The following is an 18,128-nucleotide window of genomic DNA, read 5'->3' as shown; positions in this document are numbered from 1 at the left end:
CTTGCGAGAACGAGTTCGTCCTGTCCGTCACGCCGGCCGCGGCCGACGCGTTACTTCCTTGTCTGCCCCTGGCCGTGCACGATGTACTTGTAGCTGGTCAGCTCGTCCACGCCGCAGGGGCCGCGGGCGTGAAACTTGTCGGTGCTGATGCCGATCTCGGCGCCCAGTCCGAACTCGCCGCCGTCGTTGAACCGGGTGCTGGCGTTGATCACCACCGCCGCGCTGTCGATCCGCTCGGCGAACTCCTCGGACGCCGCCAGGTCGGTCGTGACAATCGCTTCGGTGTGGCCGGAGCTGTACTTGTTGATGTGCTCGATCGCCTCGTCCAGCGAGCCGACCACCACGGCCGAGATGGTGGGGCCCAGAAACTCGGCGCCGAAGTCCTCGTCGGTCGCGGGCACGGCCGAGGGGGCGAGCTCGCACACCTTGGGGCAGCCGCGGACCTCGATCTCCTGCTGGTTGAGCGCCACCACCAGGCGGGGGACCGCCTCGGCGGCGATGTCGGCGTGGACCACCAGCGACTCGGCGGCGTTGCACACGCCCAGCCGGTGGCACTTGCTGTTCACCACGATCGCCTCGGCCGCGTCCAGGTCGGCGGCCGCGTCGACGTACACGTGGCAGTTGCCGTCGAAGTGCTTGATGACCGGCATGGTCGCCTCGGCCACGACGCGGCGGATCAGCCCCTCGCCGCCGCGCGGGATGGCCACGTCGATCAGCTCGGACTGCTTGAGGAAGTGCCCCACCGCCGCGCGGTCGGTGGTCGAGACCAGCTGCACCGCGTCCCGCGGCAGGCCGGCCGCCTCGGCGGCGTCGGAGATGATCTCGACGATCGCGCGGCTGGAGTGCTGGGCCTCCTTGCCGCCGCGGAGGATCACCGCGTTGCCGCCCTTCACGCAGATGGCGGCCGCGTCGGCCGTCACGTTCGGACGCGACTCGTAGATGAAGAACACCACGCCCAGCGGCACGCAGACCTTGTCGATACGCAGCCCGTTGGGGCGGACGGTCGAGTCGAGCACCCGTCCGACCGGGTCGGGCAGGGCGGCGACTTCTTCCAGGCCGACCGCGATCGACTCGATCCGGTCGGGCGTCAGCCGCAGCCGGTCGACCTGCGCATCGGTCAGCCCGTAGTCGGGCGCGGCGTCCAGGTCCTGCTGGTTGGCCTGATTCAACGCCGCCGCGTTTTCGCGCAGCAGCCGCGCGGAGGACCGCAGCCAGTCGATCTTCTGCTGGCCGGAAACGGTTGTGAGCTTGGCCGAGGCCGCCTTGGCCCGCGCCGCAACGTCGCGGCAGTAGGTCCCCAGGTCGGCGGTTTGTGTCTGATCGGAAGGCATAACTAAGCAGTTTGGTCTTGGGTCTGGCGCAGCGCGCCGGGTCGAGTATGGCAGGCTCAGCGATTAGGAGCAACGCTGACCGCCAACGCCTGTAAGTTAATGCTAGCTAACGAGTTAGCTGCGACGAAGGGTCGCCCAAACCGCCGCACGCGGCGAATGCTAGCACCGCCTCGCGGACCGGGCGGACGTCGTGCACGCGGATCACCTGGATCCCTTGGCGGGCGAGGGCCAACGCCGAGCCGACCGTGGCCGCCGTGCGGTCGGCCTCCTTATCCCCCAGTATGTGGGCCAGGAAGCCCTTACGCGAGTGCCCCACCAACAGGGGACAACCGAGCTGGTGGAACTGTTCGGCCGCGGCCATCAGGCGGAGGTTGTGCTGGTGCGTCTTGCCGAAGCCGATGCCCGGGTCCAGGCAGACCCGTTCTTGCTCGATCCCAGCGTCGAGCAGACTGTCCCGCCGCTGGCGGAGGTAGTCGAGGATCTCCGTGACGACGTCGTCGTACCGCGGATCGTCCTGCATGGTCTGCGGCGTGCCTCGCATGTGCATCGCGCACACCCCGGCGCCGGTCGCCCGGGCGACCTCCAGCATCCGCGAGTCCCCCTCGAGCCCGGTGACGTCGTTGATGATCTCGGCGCCGGCGGCCACGGCGGCCTCGGCGACCGCGGCTTTGCTGGTGTCGATCGAGAGCGGCACGCTGGTCTCCCTGGCCAGCCGCTCCACGACCGGCAGCACGCGGTCGAGCTCTTCCCCTGCGTCTACGACTTCCGCGTAGGGCCGCGTGCTCTCGCCGCCGATGTCGAGGATCGCCGCGCCGGCCGCGGCCAGCTCCAACGCGTGCTCGACCGCGGAGTCCGTCTCCTCGAACCGCCCGCCGTCAGAGAAGCTGTCCGGCGTGACGTTAACGATCCCCATCAGCAGCGGCAGGCCGCTGAGGTCGAGCGTTGTGGAGCGGAGCCGCCAGGAGGAGGCGCGGTCGGGCAGGGCGGATGGTGGCATGCAGGTATTCTACCCGGTCGGGGCACTGGTGTGGCGGACCCGTGTGCTGCCCGCCGCCAAGCGCCTCGGCGGGCTGAGGCCGCGATGCGCGACCGGGTGTCAGGCGATCGTCTGATACTCGCGGTAGCCGACGAACGGGATGCGGATCAGCTTTGCAAGCCGGTGGGCGGCTTCTTCCATACCGGTGCTGGTTCGGTCGCGCGTCGTCATGCCAGCGACGTAGTACCGCCGGCCGCCGCGGCAGACGTACAGCGCCTCCCAGAACTGAAACTCCGGGATTCCGGAAGTCCGTGCTGCGCGGCTTGTGTACACTGCGAGGACATCTCCATCGGCCACGTTCCACCGCAGCGGCCACCAGCACTTCCGCCCGAGCAGCAGGAAGTCGGTGACCAAGCGTCGGTCGTCGACGAGCACGGATCGGCGGGTCGAGACGGTCAGCAGCAAGAACGCAACCGCCGCGAGCGCCAGCGTGATCGGCAGCCACAGGGCAACCGGTTCGGGATCAACGACGTTCAGTGCGGGGCAGCCGAACAGGGGCGACAAGAAGAACCCTGCCGCCACGATCCGCCATCGATGCATCCATTGTGCGTAGCGGCCACCGGCAGCCTTGATTTCGACGTCCGCGTCCGGCCGCTCCTCGAGTCGCAGCCGGTACTCCCCTTGTTGCTTGACCTCCGACGCGATCAGCGTCGCGACGCCAACCGGCAGCAAGAAGGAGGTCCAGACAAACCCGCTCGATTTGTTCATTGCCAACGGCACGCAGCACACGGCCGTGAAAGCCGTCAGCTTGAGCAGGTAGGACGTGGTGAACTGTGGCATGAAGCCAGAGTTGCTCACCAACGCTCTTCCATCAACCCCACGATCTGCTCGGCCAACCGCTGGATGGCGAGCTGCTGCTGCGAGGCCACGGTCTGGCCGGCGGCCGGCATCAGCGGGGTGCTCTGCTGCACGTCGATCAGGCCGCCGGGCAGCGGCATCGACTGAGCGGGCACGATCGGCAGCCGCCGGCGGTTGATCCACGACACATCGGCGTACAGCAGGTTGTCCATCAGCCGCGCCTGGTCCAGGCCGTCCTCGGCCACGACGCGGCGCACGTCATTGTGCAGGCGCACGGTCAGCACGCTGTCGGCCGACGGGTCGCCGACCACCTTGAACGGCGTCTTGAGCTCGATCTCTTTGGCGATGGCCTCGGTCAGCCGCTCGCCCAGGTCGCGTCGGAAGCTCTGCGACTCGATCATCGGCACGTACACGGTGTGCACGTCCGGCGCGTAGAGCGAGCCGGAACCGGCCTGGTAGTTCGCGCACCCGGCCGTTGCGAGCAGCAGGAGCGAGAGGCGCCACCAACCGGTGGGCGAGGCGAGTTGTCGGCGGTGCGACGTCATCAACGGTGGCCGGTGTGTTGACTGTTGCCGAGGGCCTACGGCCGTCGGATGCCCCAGGTTCGTGTGTCGCGGATGGATCGCTTCAACCGCGGGTTCTCTGACGGATCGGGTCCGTCGTCTGCTCGGCGTCGCTAGCGCGTCGTGGAATCGCTCGGCGCCTCGGCGATGCGCGTCTCGGCGTCGCGACGCAGCTCGGGGATCTGGTTGACGATCGACCGCTCCTTGCTCTCCGGGAACCAGTCGACCAGCCACTCGAGGGGCCGGTCGGGGTGCGACGGCTCGCCGCCGATCTCGGCCAGCCGCTCGCGGGCCTGCTGGGCGACCGGCGAAGATCCGTACTTCTGCGAGATCCGCGCGTAGTACTGGCGGGCGGCGCCGTAGTGCGAGGTCTTGTCGTAGTACTCGGCCATGCGAAGGTCGCGCTCTTCGGTCGCCTTGGCGACCTCCGCCTGCGCGTTCCGCAGCCGTTCCTTTTCTTCGTCCGTCAGGCGGCCGGCAAACTGGGTGCGGATCTGCTTCAGCAGCGCCTTGGCCTCTTCGAGCACGGTGCCGTCGTAGTCGGCGCCCTGGTACTTGCGCAGCTTGGCCTGCAGGCCCAGGATGTGCGCGTTGAACTGGTGCTCGCTACGCGGGTATTCCTTCCGCAGCAGCGAGTAGTGGTAGTCGGCGTCGCCGTAGCGGTTCTGGCGGAAGTAGATGCTGGCGGTCGCCATGATGGCGTCGTCCGCCCAGGGGCCGGTGGGGTCGTTCAGCCGGATGTTGTCGTACGTGTTGACCGCCTGACCGATGGTGTCGAACGTGGGCCGCGTGCCGTCCAGCAGGTTGGGCCGCAGCCGCGACGTCTGCTTGTAGTCGAAGTAGTGCCGCTCCCAGTACTGCGCGATGACCCACTGGCGTCCGACCAGCGTGTCGAGGTGGCGCGTGTTGGGGTGCTTGCTGACGAGGTCGTTGAAGGTGTCGCGGGCGTCGACGTACTTGTTCTGCCAGAAGTAGCTCTCGCCCAGCAGGAACAGCGCCTCGGCCTCGATCTGCGAGCCCGGCAACGCGTTGGCGGCGGCCTCGAACTGGTCCTCCGCCTTGGCGTACTCCTCCTGCTGGAACAACGCCTTGCCCGCGTCGAGAGCCTGCTGGGCGGCCTGCGCACTGGGGCCCTGGCCGACCGCCTTCTTGATGTTGTTGATGCCGATCTTCGGGTCGAGGGCCGGCAGCAGGCCGGCGGGCTTGTCGTCCTCGACCAGCTTGTCGATCACCTCGTCGGCCGGCGCGTCCATCGGTCGGCCCTTGGCGTCGAAGTAGCCCTCGTAGCCGGGCACCTGGAACCCCTTGCCGGGGGTCATGATGGCCTTCTTCTTGTTGCGCTTCCACCAGTCCTCGGTGCCGGGGCCGGCCGCCTGGGCGGGCGCATCATCGCCGCCGCCGAGGAACGGCCAGTCGATCGCCCGCGCAGAAGGGGACGCGACGCTCAGGCACGCCAGCAGGACCGCGGCGCCGAACGCCAGGGGACGCGACAGGTGGGGGCGTTTGCTCATGACTTTCCTTGGTGAAACGCAGGCCGGTGCAGGCCGCCGGACGCCTTCCGGGGGCGGGGAGCCTAGGAATTACCGCCGCAGGCCGTCAATAGCGGCTCCAATGCCTGTCCGAGAGGGGCCGCGAGCCGGGGCGATTCCTGCCTAACCCGAACAAACTGCCCAGTCCCATCGTTGCAACAGGGGGGCTATACTTTGCTTGACCCGGAGGCGGCGTCACCGGGACGAACCCCCACCGCATCATCGCGCCGCGGCCTTGCCCGCGGCGTCCAGCCACCGAGAAACTGCCACCGATGATCCGATCCCTGATCCTCTGCGCGACGCTAGCTGCTAGCGTTGCTGTCGGCCCCTTCGCCGCAATCCTGTCCGCCGAAGAGCTGTGCGTCTGCCGGTACTGCCAGGGCCTTCGGCGGGCCGCAGCCGAGCCGGGCCAGGTCACCGGCGAGCGCAAGTACGCTCCGGACCGCGTAGTGGACGTGCTGAATATCAAGATCGACGTCACCCCCGACTACGACGACCACACCCTGGTCGGCGAGACCACTCTCACGTTCCAGCCGATCAGCCGCCCGGTCGAGGAGGTCACGCTCGACGCGGTTGACCTGCGGATCGAGAGCGTCGAAGGATCGCAGGAGATCAAGGAGTGGGACAACGACGGCCGCCAGCTTACGATCCTGTTCGCCGAGCCCCTGAAGGTAGGACGCGAGGCCGAGGTGACGGTGAAGTACTCCGCCCAGCCGGAGAAGGGCCTGTACTTCCGCACCAAGAAAGACGGCTACGAAGACGGCGACATGCACCTGTGGACCCAGGGCGAGCCGCACGAGGCCCGGCACTGGTTCCCCAACTTCGACTACCCCAACGAGCGCTCGACCAGCGAGGTGATCTGCCGCGTGCCCGAGGAGCTGACCGTGCTGTCCAACGGGAGCGTGGTGTCGAGCGAGGTCGACCCGCAGACCGGCCTCAAGGCGGTGCACTGGAAGCAGGACAAAACCCACCCCAGCTACCTGATCTGCCTGGTGGCCGGGCGGCTGGTGAAGTTCGAGGACAAGGCCGGTGATATCCCGCTCGGCTTCTACACGCAGCCCTCGCTTGAGGAGCACGCCAAGAACTCGTTCGCCGACACGGCCCAGATCATGGCGTTCTACCAGGACGAGATCGGCGTGCCCTACCCGTGGGACAAGTACGACCAGGTCACTTGCAAGGACTTCATCGCCGGCGGCATGGAGAACACCACCCTCACGGTCCTGACCGACAACACGGTCTTTTCGACCGAGACCGAAAACATCAAGTCGAGCCGCAACCTCGACGCGCACGAGCTGGCCCACCAGTGGTTCGGCGACTACGTGACCTGCGAGGACTGGGCCAACCTGTGGCTCAACGAGGGCTTCGCCACCTACTACACCCACCTGTACGACGGGCACAAGCTGGGCCGCGACCACATGCTGTACGGCCTGTACCGCGACGCCCAGGGCCGCGTGCTGACGCAAGAGAAGGACACCCGGCCCATCGTCTACCGCGACTACGAGGCCGCCTGGGACCAGTTCGACTTCCGCGCCTACCCCAAGGGGAGCTGGGTGCTGCACATGCTCCGCAGCCAGCTGGGCGAGGACGTGTACCGCCAGGCGATTAAGACCTACCTGGAGAAGAACGCGCTGTCGAGCGTCAGCACGCCCGACCTGATCGCCGCGCTGGAAGACGCGTCTGGCCGGTCGCTCGACCGGTTCTTCGACCAGTACGTGTTCCACGGCGGGTTCCCCAAGCTGGACATCAGCTACAAGTGGCTGCCGAAGGAGGGCATGGCCCGCGTGACCGTCAAGCAGACGCAGGACGTCAACGACGACGTGCTGCTGTTCCAGATCCCGACCAAGCTCCGCTTCACCGTTGACGGCAAGCCGGTCGACCACGACATCGTCATCAACGGCAAGCAGCACGACTTCTACGTGCCCCTGCCCGGCAAGCCGAGCCTGGTGCGGTTCGACCCGGATTACACGGTGCTGGCCAAGGTCGAGTTCAGCAAGCCACAGGAGATGCTGGAGGAGCAGCTCAAGAACCACGACGACGTGATTGGCCGGCTGATCGCGGTGGAGGAGCTCGGCAAGAAGAAGGACAAGAAGTCCCTCGAGGCGCTGAAGCAGGCTCTGGGTTCCGACCCGTTCTACGGCGTCCGCCTCGCGGCCGCCAAGGAGCTGGGCGACCGCCAGACCGACGAGGCGTTCGACGCGCTGATCGCGTCCACCGGCCAGGACGACGCCCGCGTCCGCCAGGCGGTGGTCCGCGCGATCGGCGACTACTACCGCCCGGCCGCGCAGGAGCGACTGCAGGAGGTTGTCGCCAGCGAGAAGAACCCCGAGATCGTCGCCGCTGCCGTGCGTGGCCTGTCCGCCTACAGCACGCCCGAGGCGTACGACGCCCTCCGCCAGGCGATGACCTCCAAGAACTTCCGCAACGCGCCCGCGGTGGCCGCCATCGACGCCGCGGCCAAGACCGCCGACCCCGCCCTGACGCCCGCGGTGATGCGCGTGCTCAACGCCCGGCGGCACGAGCTCGACAGCCGCGGCATGGCCGAGGGGCTGCAGTCGCTCGGCTCGCTCGCCAAGGAGACCGAGCACGCCGACGCCGCCCGCGAGCTGATCCTCAACTACCTGAACGACCCGTCCAGCCGGGTCCAGTCGGCGGCCGCCACGGCGCTCGGCAGCCTCGGCGACCGCCGCGCGGTGGCGGCGCTGCGGACGCTCAGCGAACGCGACGACCGCCTGGGCCGCGCCGCCAAGCAGGCGATCGAGAAGATCGAGGCCGACGCCCCCACGGCGCCCGCCGAGGTCAAGGAGCTGCGCAAGCTGGTCCGCGAGCTGCAGAAGCAGCAGGACAAGCTGGAGGAGCAGGTGAAGGAGCTGACCGACAAGGACGACGCGAAAGAAGACGAGAAGCCCAAGGAGTAGCTGCTCCCGCTGCCGGGGGGCCCGGCTTCGAGCCCAAGCTGGGCCGCTGATTTGTCCCCCGAGAGCAGACGGCTTCACAATCTCCTAACGCGCGGCGGCTATGATCGCGGCATGGACCGCCGCACGCCCGTAGCCCAAGCCATCAGCCGCCTGCTGCCCGCCGTGGTCGGCGGGCTGTGGTGCCCGATTGCCAGCGCGCACGACCTGACGCCGGTTGCGCAGTTCGACGCCCCCGAGGCCGTGCAGGCGGTCGCGGTCGACGCCGCGCACTTCTACGCCATCGCCAACTCGCGCATCGGCAGGTACGACAAGCGGACCGGCAAGGCGGCCGGCCAGTGGCGCGCGACCGAGGAGTACCCGCTGCGGCACCTCAACTCGGGCGTGGTGCGGGAGGGGCTGCTGTACTGCGCCCACTCCAACTTCCCGCAGTACCCCGAGACCAGCTCGCTGGAGATCTTCGACGCCCAGACGCTGCAGCACGTCGGGTCGCACAGCTTCGGCATCTACGAGGGGTCGCTCACCTGGGTCGACTGGCACGACGAAGCCTGGTGGGCCGTGTTCGCCCACTATTCCCAGCGCGTCAACGACGACCCGCGGGCCAAGCCGCACACGTACACGTCGCTCGTGAAGTTCGACGACCAGTGGCGGCGCACCGCCGGCTGGGTCTTCCCGGAGGAAGTGCTCGAGCGGTTCACGCCGCACAGCTGCTCGGGCGGCGGGTGGTCGCCCGACGGCAGGCTGTACGTTACCGGTCATGACCGCGGTGAACTGTACGAGCTCAGCCTGCCACGGTGCGGCTCGACGCTCAAGCTGGAGCGGACGCTGTCGCTCGGCGTGACGGGGCAGGGCGTGGCGTGGGACCGATCAACGCCCGGCGTGGTGTACGGCATCAGCCGGCCGACGAAGGAAGTCACCGTGTGGCGGCTCGGCGAGTAGCCTGTGCCTCGGTTGCTACGCGCTGTCCTGCAGCGGCTCTTCCTCCTCGTCTTCTTCTTCCTCCCACTCGCCGTCCTCCTCGTCCCACTCTTCGTCTTCTGCTAGCTCGTCTTCCTCGGAGTCTTCTTCAGCGGCGTCCGACTCGTCTTCCTCTTCGTACTCCCACTCCTCGTCGTCTTCGGCGGTTTCTTCTTCTGCGGCGTCTGCGGCCTGTGGCTGCTCGTCCCACGGGGCGGGCTCGTCGGTCGCCTTGAACGCGGTGGTGGCGGCGGGCGGTGGGTCGGCGGACTCTTCCTCGGTCGTGGCGGTCTGGTCGCGGGCCTCCCAGTCGGCGACCGACATCATCACCTCGCGGGCGTTGGAGCCGTTGTAGGGGCCGACGATGCCGTCCTCGGCCATAAAGTCGATCAGCCGCGCCGCCCGGCCGTAGCCGATGCCCAGGCACCGCTGCAGCAGCGACACGCTGCCGCGGCCCTCGCGGACCACCACGTCGACGGCCGCCTCGTAGAGTTCGTCGCGCTGCTTGAAGCCGCCGGCGGACTGCTCGGCGGCCTCCTCTTCTTCCTTGGTCTTGAGCTGCATCAGCTCGGCGGCGAACTGCTGGTCGTCGGTCCCCACGTAGTCCACCACGCGGGTGATCTCGTCGTCGCTGAGGTAGGTGCCCTGGCCGCGCAGCAGCATGCTGGTGCCGGGCGAGAGGAACAGCATGTCGCCGTTGCCCAGCAGCTTGTCGGCGCCCATCTCGTCCAGCACCACGCGGCTGTCCGTGCGGCTGGCCACCTGGAACGCGATCCGCGCGGGCAGGTTGCTCTTGATCAGGCCGGTGATCACGTCCACGGTCGGCTTCTGGGTGGCCAGGATCAGGTGGATGCCGACCGCCCGGCTCTTCTGCGCCAGGCGGATGATGTGCTGCTCGACGTCTTTGCCGGCGGTCATCATCAGGTCGGCCATCTCGTCGGCCACGATCACGATGAACGGCAGCTGTTTGGGCACCAGGCTGAACTCGGCTTCGGACATGCGGCTGCCGTCCTCGTTGCGGACGCGGTCACGCAGCTCCTCCTCGGTCAGCTGGTTGTACACGCTCACGTGCCGCACGCCGGCGTTGGCCAGCAGGCGGTACCGCTCCTCCATCTTGTCGACCGCCCAGGCGAGGATCGCCTCGGCCTTCTTCATGTCCGTGACCACCGGGTGCATCAGGTGCGGCAGCTTCCGGTAGCCCGACAGCTCGACCATCTTCGGGTCGATCATCAGCATCCGCACCTCGTCCGGCCCCCGGCTCATCAGGATGCTGACGATGATCGAGTTCAAACAGACCGACTTGCCCGTGCCCGTGCGGCCGGCGATCAGCAGGTGCGGCAGCGCCGCCAGGTCGACCGCCATCGGGTTGCCGGCCACGTCCTGGCCGAGGTAGATCGGGATCTTCATCCGCCGCGCGCGGCCGTCGGTCTCCTCGATCACCTGCCGCAGCCGCACCAGCTGGCGGGTCTCGTTGGGCACCTCGATGCCCACGGTGTTCTTGCCCGGGATCGGCGCCACGATCCGCACGCTGGGCACGCGGCAGGCGATGGCCAGGTCGTCCGCCAGGCCGGTGATCTTCGACAGCCGCAGGCCGGCCTCCAGCTCGATCTCGTATTGCGCGATGACCGGGCCGGTCTCGACCTCGACGACCTTCACGTTGAAGCCGAAGTCCTTGAAGGTCTTCTCCAGCACCTTGGCCTTGCGGCGGACCTCGCGCTCGTGCTCCTCGTAGCACACGTCCTCGCTCGGCAGCAGCAGGTCGACCGGCGGCAGCTCGTAGTCGAAGTCGAGGTCGGCGTCCTGGTCGGCCGCGTCGAGCTGGTCGATGATCTCTTCCCGCTCGGTCTTCGGCTTCTTGATCGGAACCTGTGCGGCGGCGGGCGCGGGCTCGGCTTCTTCGGCCGGCGCCTCGGTCGCCGCGGCCGGCTTGCCGGTGAGCCCCTGCGCAAGCTTGGCGGCCAGTCCGCTCAGGCCCTTGGGGGCCGGCGCCGGCTCTTCCTCGGCTTCGTCCTCAACCTCGTACTCCTCTTCTTCCGCGACCTCCTCCTCGGATTCCTCTTCCGCCTCGCCCTTGGCGCCCGGCGTGCGGATGGTCAGGCCGCCTTCTTCCTCGGCCTCATCTTCCTCCTCGTACTCGTCCTCTTCTTCGTACTCGTACTCCTCTTCGCCTTCCTCCTCGGCGGCCTCGTCGGCCGCGGGCGCGTCGAGGTCGGTCAGCTTCCGCTTGGCCTTGAGCCGCGCGGTGGCCGCCTGGCCGACCTTGCGGACGGAGTCGAGCCCCACGCCCGACGCCGCGGTGGCGGTGGCCGCCCAGCGGAACAGCAGGTAGTCGGTCGACAGCAGCAGCCCCGCCAGCAGCACGCTGATCGCCACGATGTACCCGCCCGCCGACGCGAAGTGCCCCTCGAGCCACGTGCGGCCCATCGCGCCCAGGTAGCCGCCGGCGCCGATCACCGGCCCGGGCGACCAGCTCGGCAGCAGCATGGCGGCCAGCGTGGCGAGCCCCAGGAGCGACAACGCCCAGCCGACGCTCCGCGTGACCGGCTGGTCGATCTCCTTACGCAGCAACAGCAGCACAGTCACCGTGGCCAGCGAGCCGACCGCGTAGTACGCGCCCACGCCCATCATCTCGAGCAGGTAGTGGGCGGCGTAGGCGCCGCCCCAGCCGCACGCGTTGCGGGTGGTCTCGACCGGGGGCCAGACCAGCGAGCCGGGCGGGTCGGCCTTGTGGTAGGTGGTCAGCGCCACCGCCAGGAACAGCGTCCCGGCGGCCAGGGCGATGGCCACGACGTCGAGCTGCCGGCTGCGATCGGGCATAGGGCGAACGGTGTCGGGGATTGGGTGCCGGGGCGCCCCCCGCCAGGGGAGCCCCCGAGATGTACTCACCAAGCCTGTCCCGAAATCCGGGGGCTTCCGCTATCGCGGAGCGCCCCCGGCACGCGCAGACCACGGGCGCTATCGAGGAGCATCGGCGGCCACTAGCCCACAAAGTGAGCCTTGGCAAACGGGACGCTAGCACCGGCGCGAAACTCGGCGGCGCCGCAACCGGCGCGGGCGTTACGACCGTCCTAATCGTCGCGTGATCGCGTACTTGGAGAATTGATGGCGTTGCGAGCGCTAAGCAGCCGTGAAGCGGCTTGAGGTGATCGTATAGGGGGGCAGCTATTCGGTCTTCTTTTTGCCATCCCTGGGCTCACGGTACGGCGAGTATTCGAGAGGAATCATCCGCCGAAAGACCTCGTGCGGCTCATCGAGGTTGAAGAACTCTTCGACGCGGTCGGCGGTGAATACCTTGGCTTGTGCCGCTGGATCTCCCGTCAGCACGACAGAGCTGACAGACGGCTCGTCGTCGTCCAGATCCCAGTTGACGTGCCCCGCAAGCTCGCCTCTCTCCACGGCGGCCGCTACATGGCTAGCATTGGGTAAATAGGTGTGTAGTGCGTTCTTGTCGGGACGGATCAGCACGACAAAGTAGCGGCCGACAACCTCGCCACCGTCTCGCGGATTCTTCCGATCCCCGCCCTCTCGTTTCACTTCGTGGTGACCATACAGCTCTCCGTCGATCTCGAAGATGAGTAGTTCGTCGTTCCAGAGCCGAATCTGCTCGCCGTCCCAATTTGGAACTGCTGCAACAACCCGGCCATCGCCGCGATACTTCAGGAGAAACGCCTCATCAGTTTTTCCATATCCCCGCGACTCTCGGGTCGCTCGCGCCATATCCGCGTCGGCTAGCGGACCAAAATCCGTGGTCTGAGCGTCCTTGATATTCTTGAGTTCTTTCTCGCCAACCCATACTCCGTCAAATATGTCGACTAGCCGAACGCCAGCCGCGGTCCGTTCGCCGGCAGGTGGGCCAATCGGCTGTTGAAGAATAACTCCTGAACAACCAATCAGTTGAAGGAGAATTGTGGTCAGAATGACCTCGCAGTAGCGCTCAGCGGAGATTTCCACTTGACTACGCAATCGGTGTTTTTTCCAACTCGCGTGCATATCGACTTTTGTCCTAGAGAGAACCTGTCGCTGGTCGCGTTCGCCGATGCGCCCTGCAAGCGGTCAGTATACTCTGAGCCGTGATCGGCATGGGAATGCTTGTCTGCGCCGCAAGTCCGCACACGCAATCTGCGAATTGCCCACCCGATTCCAGGAATGCACTTGAATCGGACGCGTACGCGAGGTGACCTGTATGGAGAACAGATCTAGCGGGACTGGCTGTGTGGTGGGGCGTAGCCTTCGCGGGACGGTGCGTTGCGCCCCGATGACCCGTAAACGCTGGCCGAGCTTCTTGAGTTTTTGCGGGTTTGGCCGGGTGACAGATACAATCCCTGGTTTTCCGAACCAGGAAGGCTAGCGAGCTAAATCCTTAGGCCGAGCTCCCAACTTCTTCACGGTCGGGCGAACCGTGGGGCCTTTCTGTCGACGTTTCACCCTGCCACAAACACCCGGCTGGGCCACAGCTTGCCCTGCTTCGGCGCCAGCAGAGCGACCAGCGCGCCGTGCTGATTGACGCCGGCGGACTCCGGGGAGTCGAGCGGGCCGTCGATCGGCATGCCGTTGCGCAGCAGCTTCTCGTCCTCGTCGGTCAGCGGGCGGCGCGGGAGCAAGGGGAGGGCGTCGAGCGGCGAGTGCAGGTGCTGGTGAACCGTCTCGATCTCGATCGAGCTGCCGCGCATCGCGTCGGCGATGGAGAACGGGCCGATGGCGGTCCGCACCAGGTCGCTCATGACCGCGCTGGTCCCCAGCGCGGCGGCCAGGTCGCGGCCCAGCGAGCGAATGTACGTGCCGCTGCCGCAGCGGATGGCGAGCTGCAGCTCCGGGTATTCGTACCGGACGATCTCAACGCCGTAGATGTGGACCGGTCGCGCGGCGAGCTCGACCGTCTCGCCGCGGCGGACCCGCTCGTAAGACTTCTTGCCGGCGATCTTCACCGCCGAGTAGCACGGCGGGACTTGCTCGATCCGCCCGGTGAACGCCGGCAAAGCCGCCTCGATCTGGTCGAGCGTGGGGATCGGCGGGTTGTCGAGCGGCGTCGGTTCGATCTCAATGTCGTCGCTCGGGCTGGTGCAGCCGAGTCGGAACGTGCCCACGTACCGCTTCTCCATCTGCTGCACCCGCTCGATCAGCCGCGTGGCCGGGCCGAGGCACAGCACCAGCACGCCGGACGCGATCGGGTCGAGCGTGCCGGCGTGGCCGACCTTGGTCTTGCCGCCCGACTGTCGCAGCAGCCACTGGACACGGTTCACGACATCGCGTGACGTGAGGCCGGGCGGCTTGTTGACGTTGAGCAGGCCGAACATGGGGGAGTGGTGGTTGGTGGGTGGTGGGTGGTTAGTCGCGGGACCGCGCGGATCGGGTAGGCAGCGCCTCCCCCTCCCTCTTGGACGGAGGGGCTAGGGGAGGGTGTTGATGGTCCGTGGGGTCATCGCTTTCCTGTTCGAAGGGGCGCTCCGCGCAACGCAGCGAGCTCGCGGTTACCAGCCACTTCGTCGTCGAAACTGGCCACTTGCCCCCGTAGAATGAGATCTTAAGGCGCGGCATGCAGGGTCAGACAGCCCCATCAACCTGTCGGCAGGCCGTGCGGCAATCCCGTTCTCGCGGAGTTTAAACGCCTGGCCGAGACTTTTGTCCCTATCGGCGCGAACAGATGGACAAAAGTCCGACCGCGTCAGCACGGTCGGGCGTGGAAACGACTGCTATTGCAGTGTGAACCGAAACCGACCGGGGACGCAGGCGCCGACTTTTGTCCCTAAGGATCGATAGCGCCAAATGGGACAAAAGTCGGCGTCGATGATCGGTTGCGGCAGCTGACGGTAGTGGTGTGGTCAACCAGGCAAGGCACGTGAAGAGGCGGACTATTCAATCCCGTTTGGCGACCCGCTTGAGCTGCAGCGGTTCGGCGGTGTTAAACCACTTATCGATGCGGTCCGCAGCGAACTCCTTAGCGAGTTGCTCGCTCGGGCTGTCGATGAAGACGCTGCCGTCGCCCTCTGGGGTCTGGCCGTCGTCGCCCACCGGTTGGCCGTACTCGAACCCGGAGAGCTCGCCGGAGCGGACGGCGTCGCGCAGCCGGTCGATCCTAGCGGCGAACAGCTTGGCGCCGCCAGGCTCGAACCGTAGCAAGAAAGTCAAGTACTTGGGCGGCGACGATGCCACTTGCCCGTCTGCGTTGAGGCTCGCGTCAAAGTGGAGGAATAGTTGGCCATCATTCTCGGTTATGATTAGCGTCTGAGAACGGGTGGAAAACTCCTTAGCGCTCCACTGAGACTCGCCGACACGCAGGGTTCCGTCGCCTGGGTACTCAACTTGCAGGCGTTGTTTGGGCTGCTGCTCCTTATCCAAGACGATCCAGGCGCCTTCTAATTGCTTGTCGAGCGGCTCGCCGTCAGAGGCTCTCTCGGCGGTCGGCTGACCGATCAGATTCTCGAACGTGGCGGCCGTGCAGCCGGCCATACTTGCCAGTAGGGCTCCTGACACCACTAAGATTCGAGCACGCATCGTGTGGTCTGCCTTGGAGTTCGGAGAGATCGGACCGGCTGGCGGACCGGGCCGCCATGCTGGATACTACCGGTTTCTCAAGCCTCAAACTACAGACCTAACGTGGCCGAATCGCCTGTTGAACCCGAAGAAACCCTGGCCGAGGTCCTGGCCCGGTTCGAGTACGAGCTGCCCGAAGAGCAGATTGAGCTGCTCGACGCCTACCGCCGCGAGCTGTGGGCCTGGAACGAGAAGATGAACCTTACCCGGCACACCACGCTGGAGAAGTTTGTCACGCGTGACGTGGGCGACTCGCTGGAGCTGGCCAACCTGCTGGACGAGGGCGAGCGGGTACTGGACGTCGGCTCCGGCGGCGGCGTGCCGGGCGTGATTCTGGCGATCGCCCGACCCGACCTGAAGGTGAGCCTGTGCGAGTCGGTCGCGAAGAAGGCCCAGGCGCTCGATCAGATGGTCACCACACTCGGCCTGAACGTGAAGGTGTACCCCGCGCGGGCGGAGGACCTGCTGGAGGCCACCACGTTCGACACGCTGGTGGCGCGGGCGGTTGCGCCGATGCGGAAGCTGCTGTACTGGCTGGCGCCGCGGTGGGACGCGTTCGACCGGCTGCTGCTGATCAAGGGCCGCAACTGGGTGGCCGAGCGCGGCGAGGCGCGTCACCACGGGCTGCTGAAGCCGCTCGAGCTGCGCAAGGCCGCCGAGTACGTGACCCGCGGCGCCGACGCGGTGAGCGTGATCCTGAAGATCGAGCCCAAGCAGGACGACTAGCGACGCGGCAATTGGCGCAGGTTGTGACGGACACGCGGACCCGCCACCGACGCCGACGCGGCAAACGGGCCCCAACCCATGGCGGGCCCCGGCGGCATGCCCTAGAATTGCGGAGATACGCGGCCCCCTGACGCCGAGCGCCCGCGGCCCGGCGCGCCAATACTCCGTTCGGAACACCAGATTATTCAAGAGGATTCCCCCATGGCGGACACGCCCGAAAACGCTCCGGAAAAAGCAGAAGCCCCCGCCCCCGAGGCGGCGCAGCAGCGGCCGCGCGTCGAGATCAACGACAAAGACGCGCTGTGCACCTACGCCAACTTCTGCCGGGTGACCGGCACGCCCGAGGAGCTGATCCTGGACTTCGGGCTCAACAGCCAGCCGTACGGCGTGCCGACCGAGCCGGTCGAGGTGAAGCAGCGGATCGTCACGAACTACTACACCGCCAAGCGGATGCTGCAGGCGCTGCACCTCTCGGTCCAGCGGCACGAGCAGGCTTTCGGCGTGCTGGAAACCGACGTCCAGAAGCGGGTGGTCGGCAAGCAGAGCTAGCCCCGCCGCGACGCGACGCATTGTCTGAGACGTAAGGTATGCTTGGCTTGTAGCGTAAATTCCGCCAGGCCCGGCCCTCCGTGATGCGTCCGATCTACCTCGACCACAACGCGACCACCCCCCTTGCGCCGCCGGCGCAGGAGGCGATGCTGCCGTTCCTGGCGGACCAGTATGGGCACCCATTTGCCGATCACATGCTGGGCCGCGCCGCGGCGCAGGCGATCGAGGACGCACGCGCCCGCGTGGCCGCTGCGATCGGCGCTGCGGCGGAGGAGGTCTACTTCTGCAGCGGCGCCACCGAGAGCTGCCACGCGGCCCTGGCGATGCGTCCCCGCTGGGCGGTCACCACGGCGGTGGACCACCACGCGGTGCGCGACGCGCCGTGTGGCGAGGACCTGGTGGTGGTGAGCGTGCCGCCGAGCGGTGTGGCGGCGGCCGAGGCGGTCGCCGACGCGGCCGTCGACGGCGAGACCCTGGTCAGCGTCGTGCACGCCAACAACGAGGTCGGGCTGGTGCAGCCGGTGTCCGACGTCGCAGCGCTGCTTGAGGGGCGTGGCGTGCTGCTGCACACGGACGCCTCGCAGTCGTTTGGGAAGATACCGGTCGACGTTGGCGAACTGGGCGTCGACCTGCTGACGCTCACCGCGCACAAGTGCTACGGCCCCAAGGGCGTCGGCGCGCTGTACGTGAGAGCCGGCTGCGGCGTCGGGCCGCCGCGGGCGCGGGGCGGGCTGCTCGGCCCCGGCACACCGGACGTGGCGGCCATCGCCGGCTTCGGCGCCGCCGCCGAGCTGGCGGCGCGGTGCGTCACCGAATCGGCCGCGCGGATGGCCGGCATGACCCAGCGGCTGGTCGACGAGCTGCGCTCGGGCGTCGGTGAGGAGTTGGTGGTCTGGGGGGAGGGCTTCGAGCGGCTGCCGAACACGGTCGCGGTCGCGTTGCCCGGCGTCTCGGCCGAATCACTCCTGGCCGCGTGCCCCGAACTGTGTGCGACGCCGCTGGCCAGCGGCGCGGGCGGGGGCGTCAGCCTCTGCCCCACCCTGCGGGCGATGGGCGCCGAGCCCGACCGGGCGCAGGGGAGCGTGCGGCTGTCGGTGGGCTGGCACACCGAGCCGGAAGACGTGACGCGGGCCGCCGGGCTGCTGGTGGACGCGTGGGAACGGCTCACAAGCTAGAATAGGGCCGGAGCCAGACCG

General features: G+C 67.5%; 14 protein-coding genes. 5 read left to right on the top strand and 9 right to left on the bottom strand.

Annotated elements, in window-relative coordinates; genetic code table 11:
- Positions 1-50 precede the first annotated feature (50 nt).
- The 5 genes from KOR34_RS15540 to KOR34_RS15520 all read right to left on the bottom strand — a co-directional run bounded on the left by KOR34_RS15540 (position 51) and on the right by KOR34_RS15520 (position 5,239).
- The gene (locus KOR34_RS15540) at positions 51-1,331 is read right to left on the bottom strand and encodes a glutamate-5-semialdehyde dehydrogenase (RefSeq protein ID WP_146565529.1); all 1,281 of its coding nucleotides are present in this window, start codon (positions 1,329-1,331) and stop codon (positions 51-53) included.
- Between the two features lie 106 nt (positions 1,332-1,437).
- Positions 1,438-2,328, bottom strand: a complete 891-nt coding sequence (gene folP / locus KOR34_RS15535) for a dihydropteroate synthase (RefSeq protein WP_228714628.1) — start codon at positions 2,326-2,328, stop codon at positions 1,438-1,440.
- Between the two features lie 99 nt (positions 2,329-2,427).
- On the bottom strand, positions 2,428-3,165 hold the full coding sequence (locus KOR34_RS15530) for a hypothetical protein (protein WP_146565527.1): 738 nt from the start codon (positions 3,163-3,165) through the stop codon (positions 2,428-2,430).
- Positions 3,162-3,710, bottom strand: coding sequence for an LPS assembly lipoprotein LptE (gene lptE / locus KOR34_RS15525; protein ID WP_146565525.1), 549 nt, complete (start codon positions 3,708-3,710; stop codon positions 3,162-3,164). Before lptE ends, KOR34_RS15530 begins: the two co-directional genes overlap by 4 nt.
- A 131-nt stretch (positions 3,711-3,841) precedes the next feature.
- Positions 3,842-5,239 (bottom strand): tetratricopeptide repeat protein, encoded by a 1,398-nt coding sequence (locus KOR34_RS15520; RefSeq protein ID WP_146565523.1) that lies wholly within the window; start codon positions 5,237-5,239, stop codon positions 3,842-3,844.
- Between the two features lie 290 nt (positions 5,240-5,529).
- Between KOR34_RS15520 and KOR34_RS15515 the strand changes: the two genes are divergently transcribed.
- Both KOR34_RS15515 and KOR34_RS15510 read left to right on the top strand, forming a co-directional pair.
- Complete coding sequence (locus tag KOR34_RS15515; RefSeq protein WP_146565521.1) at positions 5,530-8,172, top strand: M1 family aminopeptidase; 2,643 nt, start codon at positions 5,530-5,532, stop codon at positions 8,170-8,172.
- Between the two features lie 111 nt (positions 8,173-8,283).
- Positions 8,284-9,108 carry a hypothetical protein gene (locus KOR34_RS15510; RefSeq protein WP_146565519.1) on the top strand — a complete coding sequence of 275 codons (825 nt, stop codon included), beginning with the start codon at positions 8,284-8,286 and terminating at the stop codon, positions 9,106-9,108.
- Positions 9,109-9,123: 15 nt separating this feature from the next.
- Here the strand turns inward: KOR34_RS15510 and KOR34_RS15505 are convergent, their stop codons facing one another.
- The 4 genes from KOR34_RS15505 to KOR34_RS15490 all read right to left on the bottom strand — a co-directional run bounded on the left by KOR34_RS15505 (position 9,124) and on the right by KOR34_RS15490 (position 15,618).
- A complete protein-coding gene (locus KOR34_RS15505) occupies positions 9,124-11,943 on the bottom strand; it encodes a DNA translocase FtsK (protein WP_146565516.1) in 2,820 nt (939 codons plus the stop codon).
- Between the two features lie 345 nt (positions 11,944-12,288).
- Positions 12,289-13,089: a hypothetical protein gene (locus tag KOR34_RS15500; protein ID WP_228714627.1), complete on the bottom strand. Its 801-nt coding sequence runs from the start codon at positions 13,087-13,089 to the stop codon at positions 12,289-12,291.
- Between the two features lie 458 nt (positions 13,090-13,547).
- Entirely contained in the window at positions 13,548-14,420 is an 873-nt protein-coding gene (truB, locus tag KOR34_RS15495; RefSeq protein WP_146565512.1) for a tRNA pseudouridine(55) synthase TruB, read from the bottom strand.
- A gap of 559 nt (positions 14,421-14,979) precedes the next feature.
- Positions 14,980-15,618 carry a hypothetical protein gene (locus KOR34_RS15490; protein WP_146565510.1) on the bottom strand — a complete coding sequence of 213 codons (639 nt, stop codon included), beginning with the start codon at positions 15,616-15,618 and terminating at the stop codon, positions 14,980-14,982.
- 102 nt (positions 15,619-15,720) lie between these two features.
- Between KOR34_RS15490 and rsmG the strand changes: the two genes are divergently transcribed.
- The 3 genes from rsmG to KOR34_RS15475 all read left to right on the top strand — a co-directional run bounded on the left by rsmG (position 15,721) and on the right by KOR34_RS15475 (position 18,107).
- Positions 15,721-16,383 (top strand): 16S rRNA (guanine(527)-N(7))-methyltransferase RsmG, encoded by a 663-nt coding sequence (gene rsmG, locus KOR34_RS15485; protein ID WP_228714626.1) that lies wholly within the window; start codon positions 15,721-15,723, stop codon positions 16,381-16,383.
- 201 nt (positions 16,384-16,584) lie between these two features.
- Positions 16,585-16,932: a DUF3467 domain-containing protein gene (locus KOR34_RS15480; RefSeq protein ID WP_146565508.1), complete on the top strand. Its 348-nt coding sequence runs from the start codon at positions 16,585-16,587 to the stop codon at positions 16,930-16,932.
- A gap of 83 nt (positions 16,933-17,015) precedes the next feature.
- Positions 17,016-18,107, top strand: a complete 1,092-nt coding sequence (locus KOR34_RS15475; protein WP_146565506.1) for a cysteine desulfurase family protein — start codon at positions 17,016-17,018, stop codon at positions 18,105-18,107.
- Positions 18,108-18,128: the final 21 nt, after the last annotated feature.

This window comes from Posidoniimonas corsicana, from assembly GCF_007859765.1.
GTDB lineage: Bacteria > Planctomycetota > Planctomycetia > Pirellulales > Lacipirellulaceae > Posidoniimonas > Posidoniimonas corsicana.
Note: the sequence above shows the minus strand (reverse complement) of the source record. Positions and strands in the feature narration are given on the sequence as shown.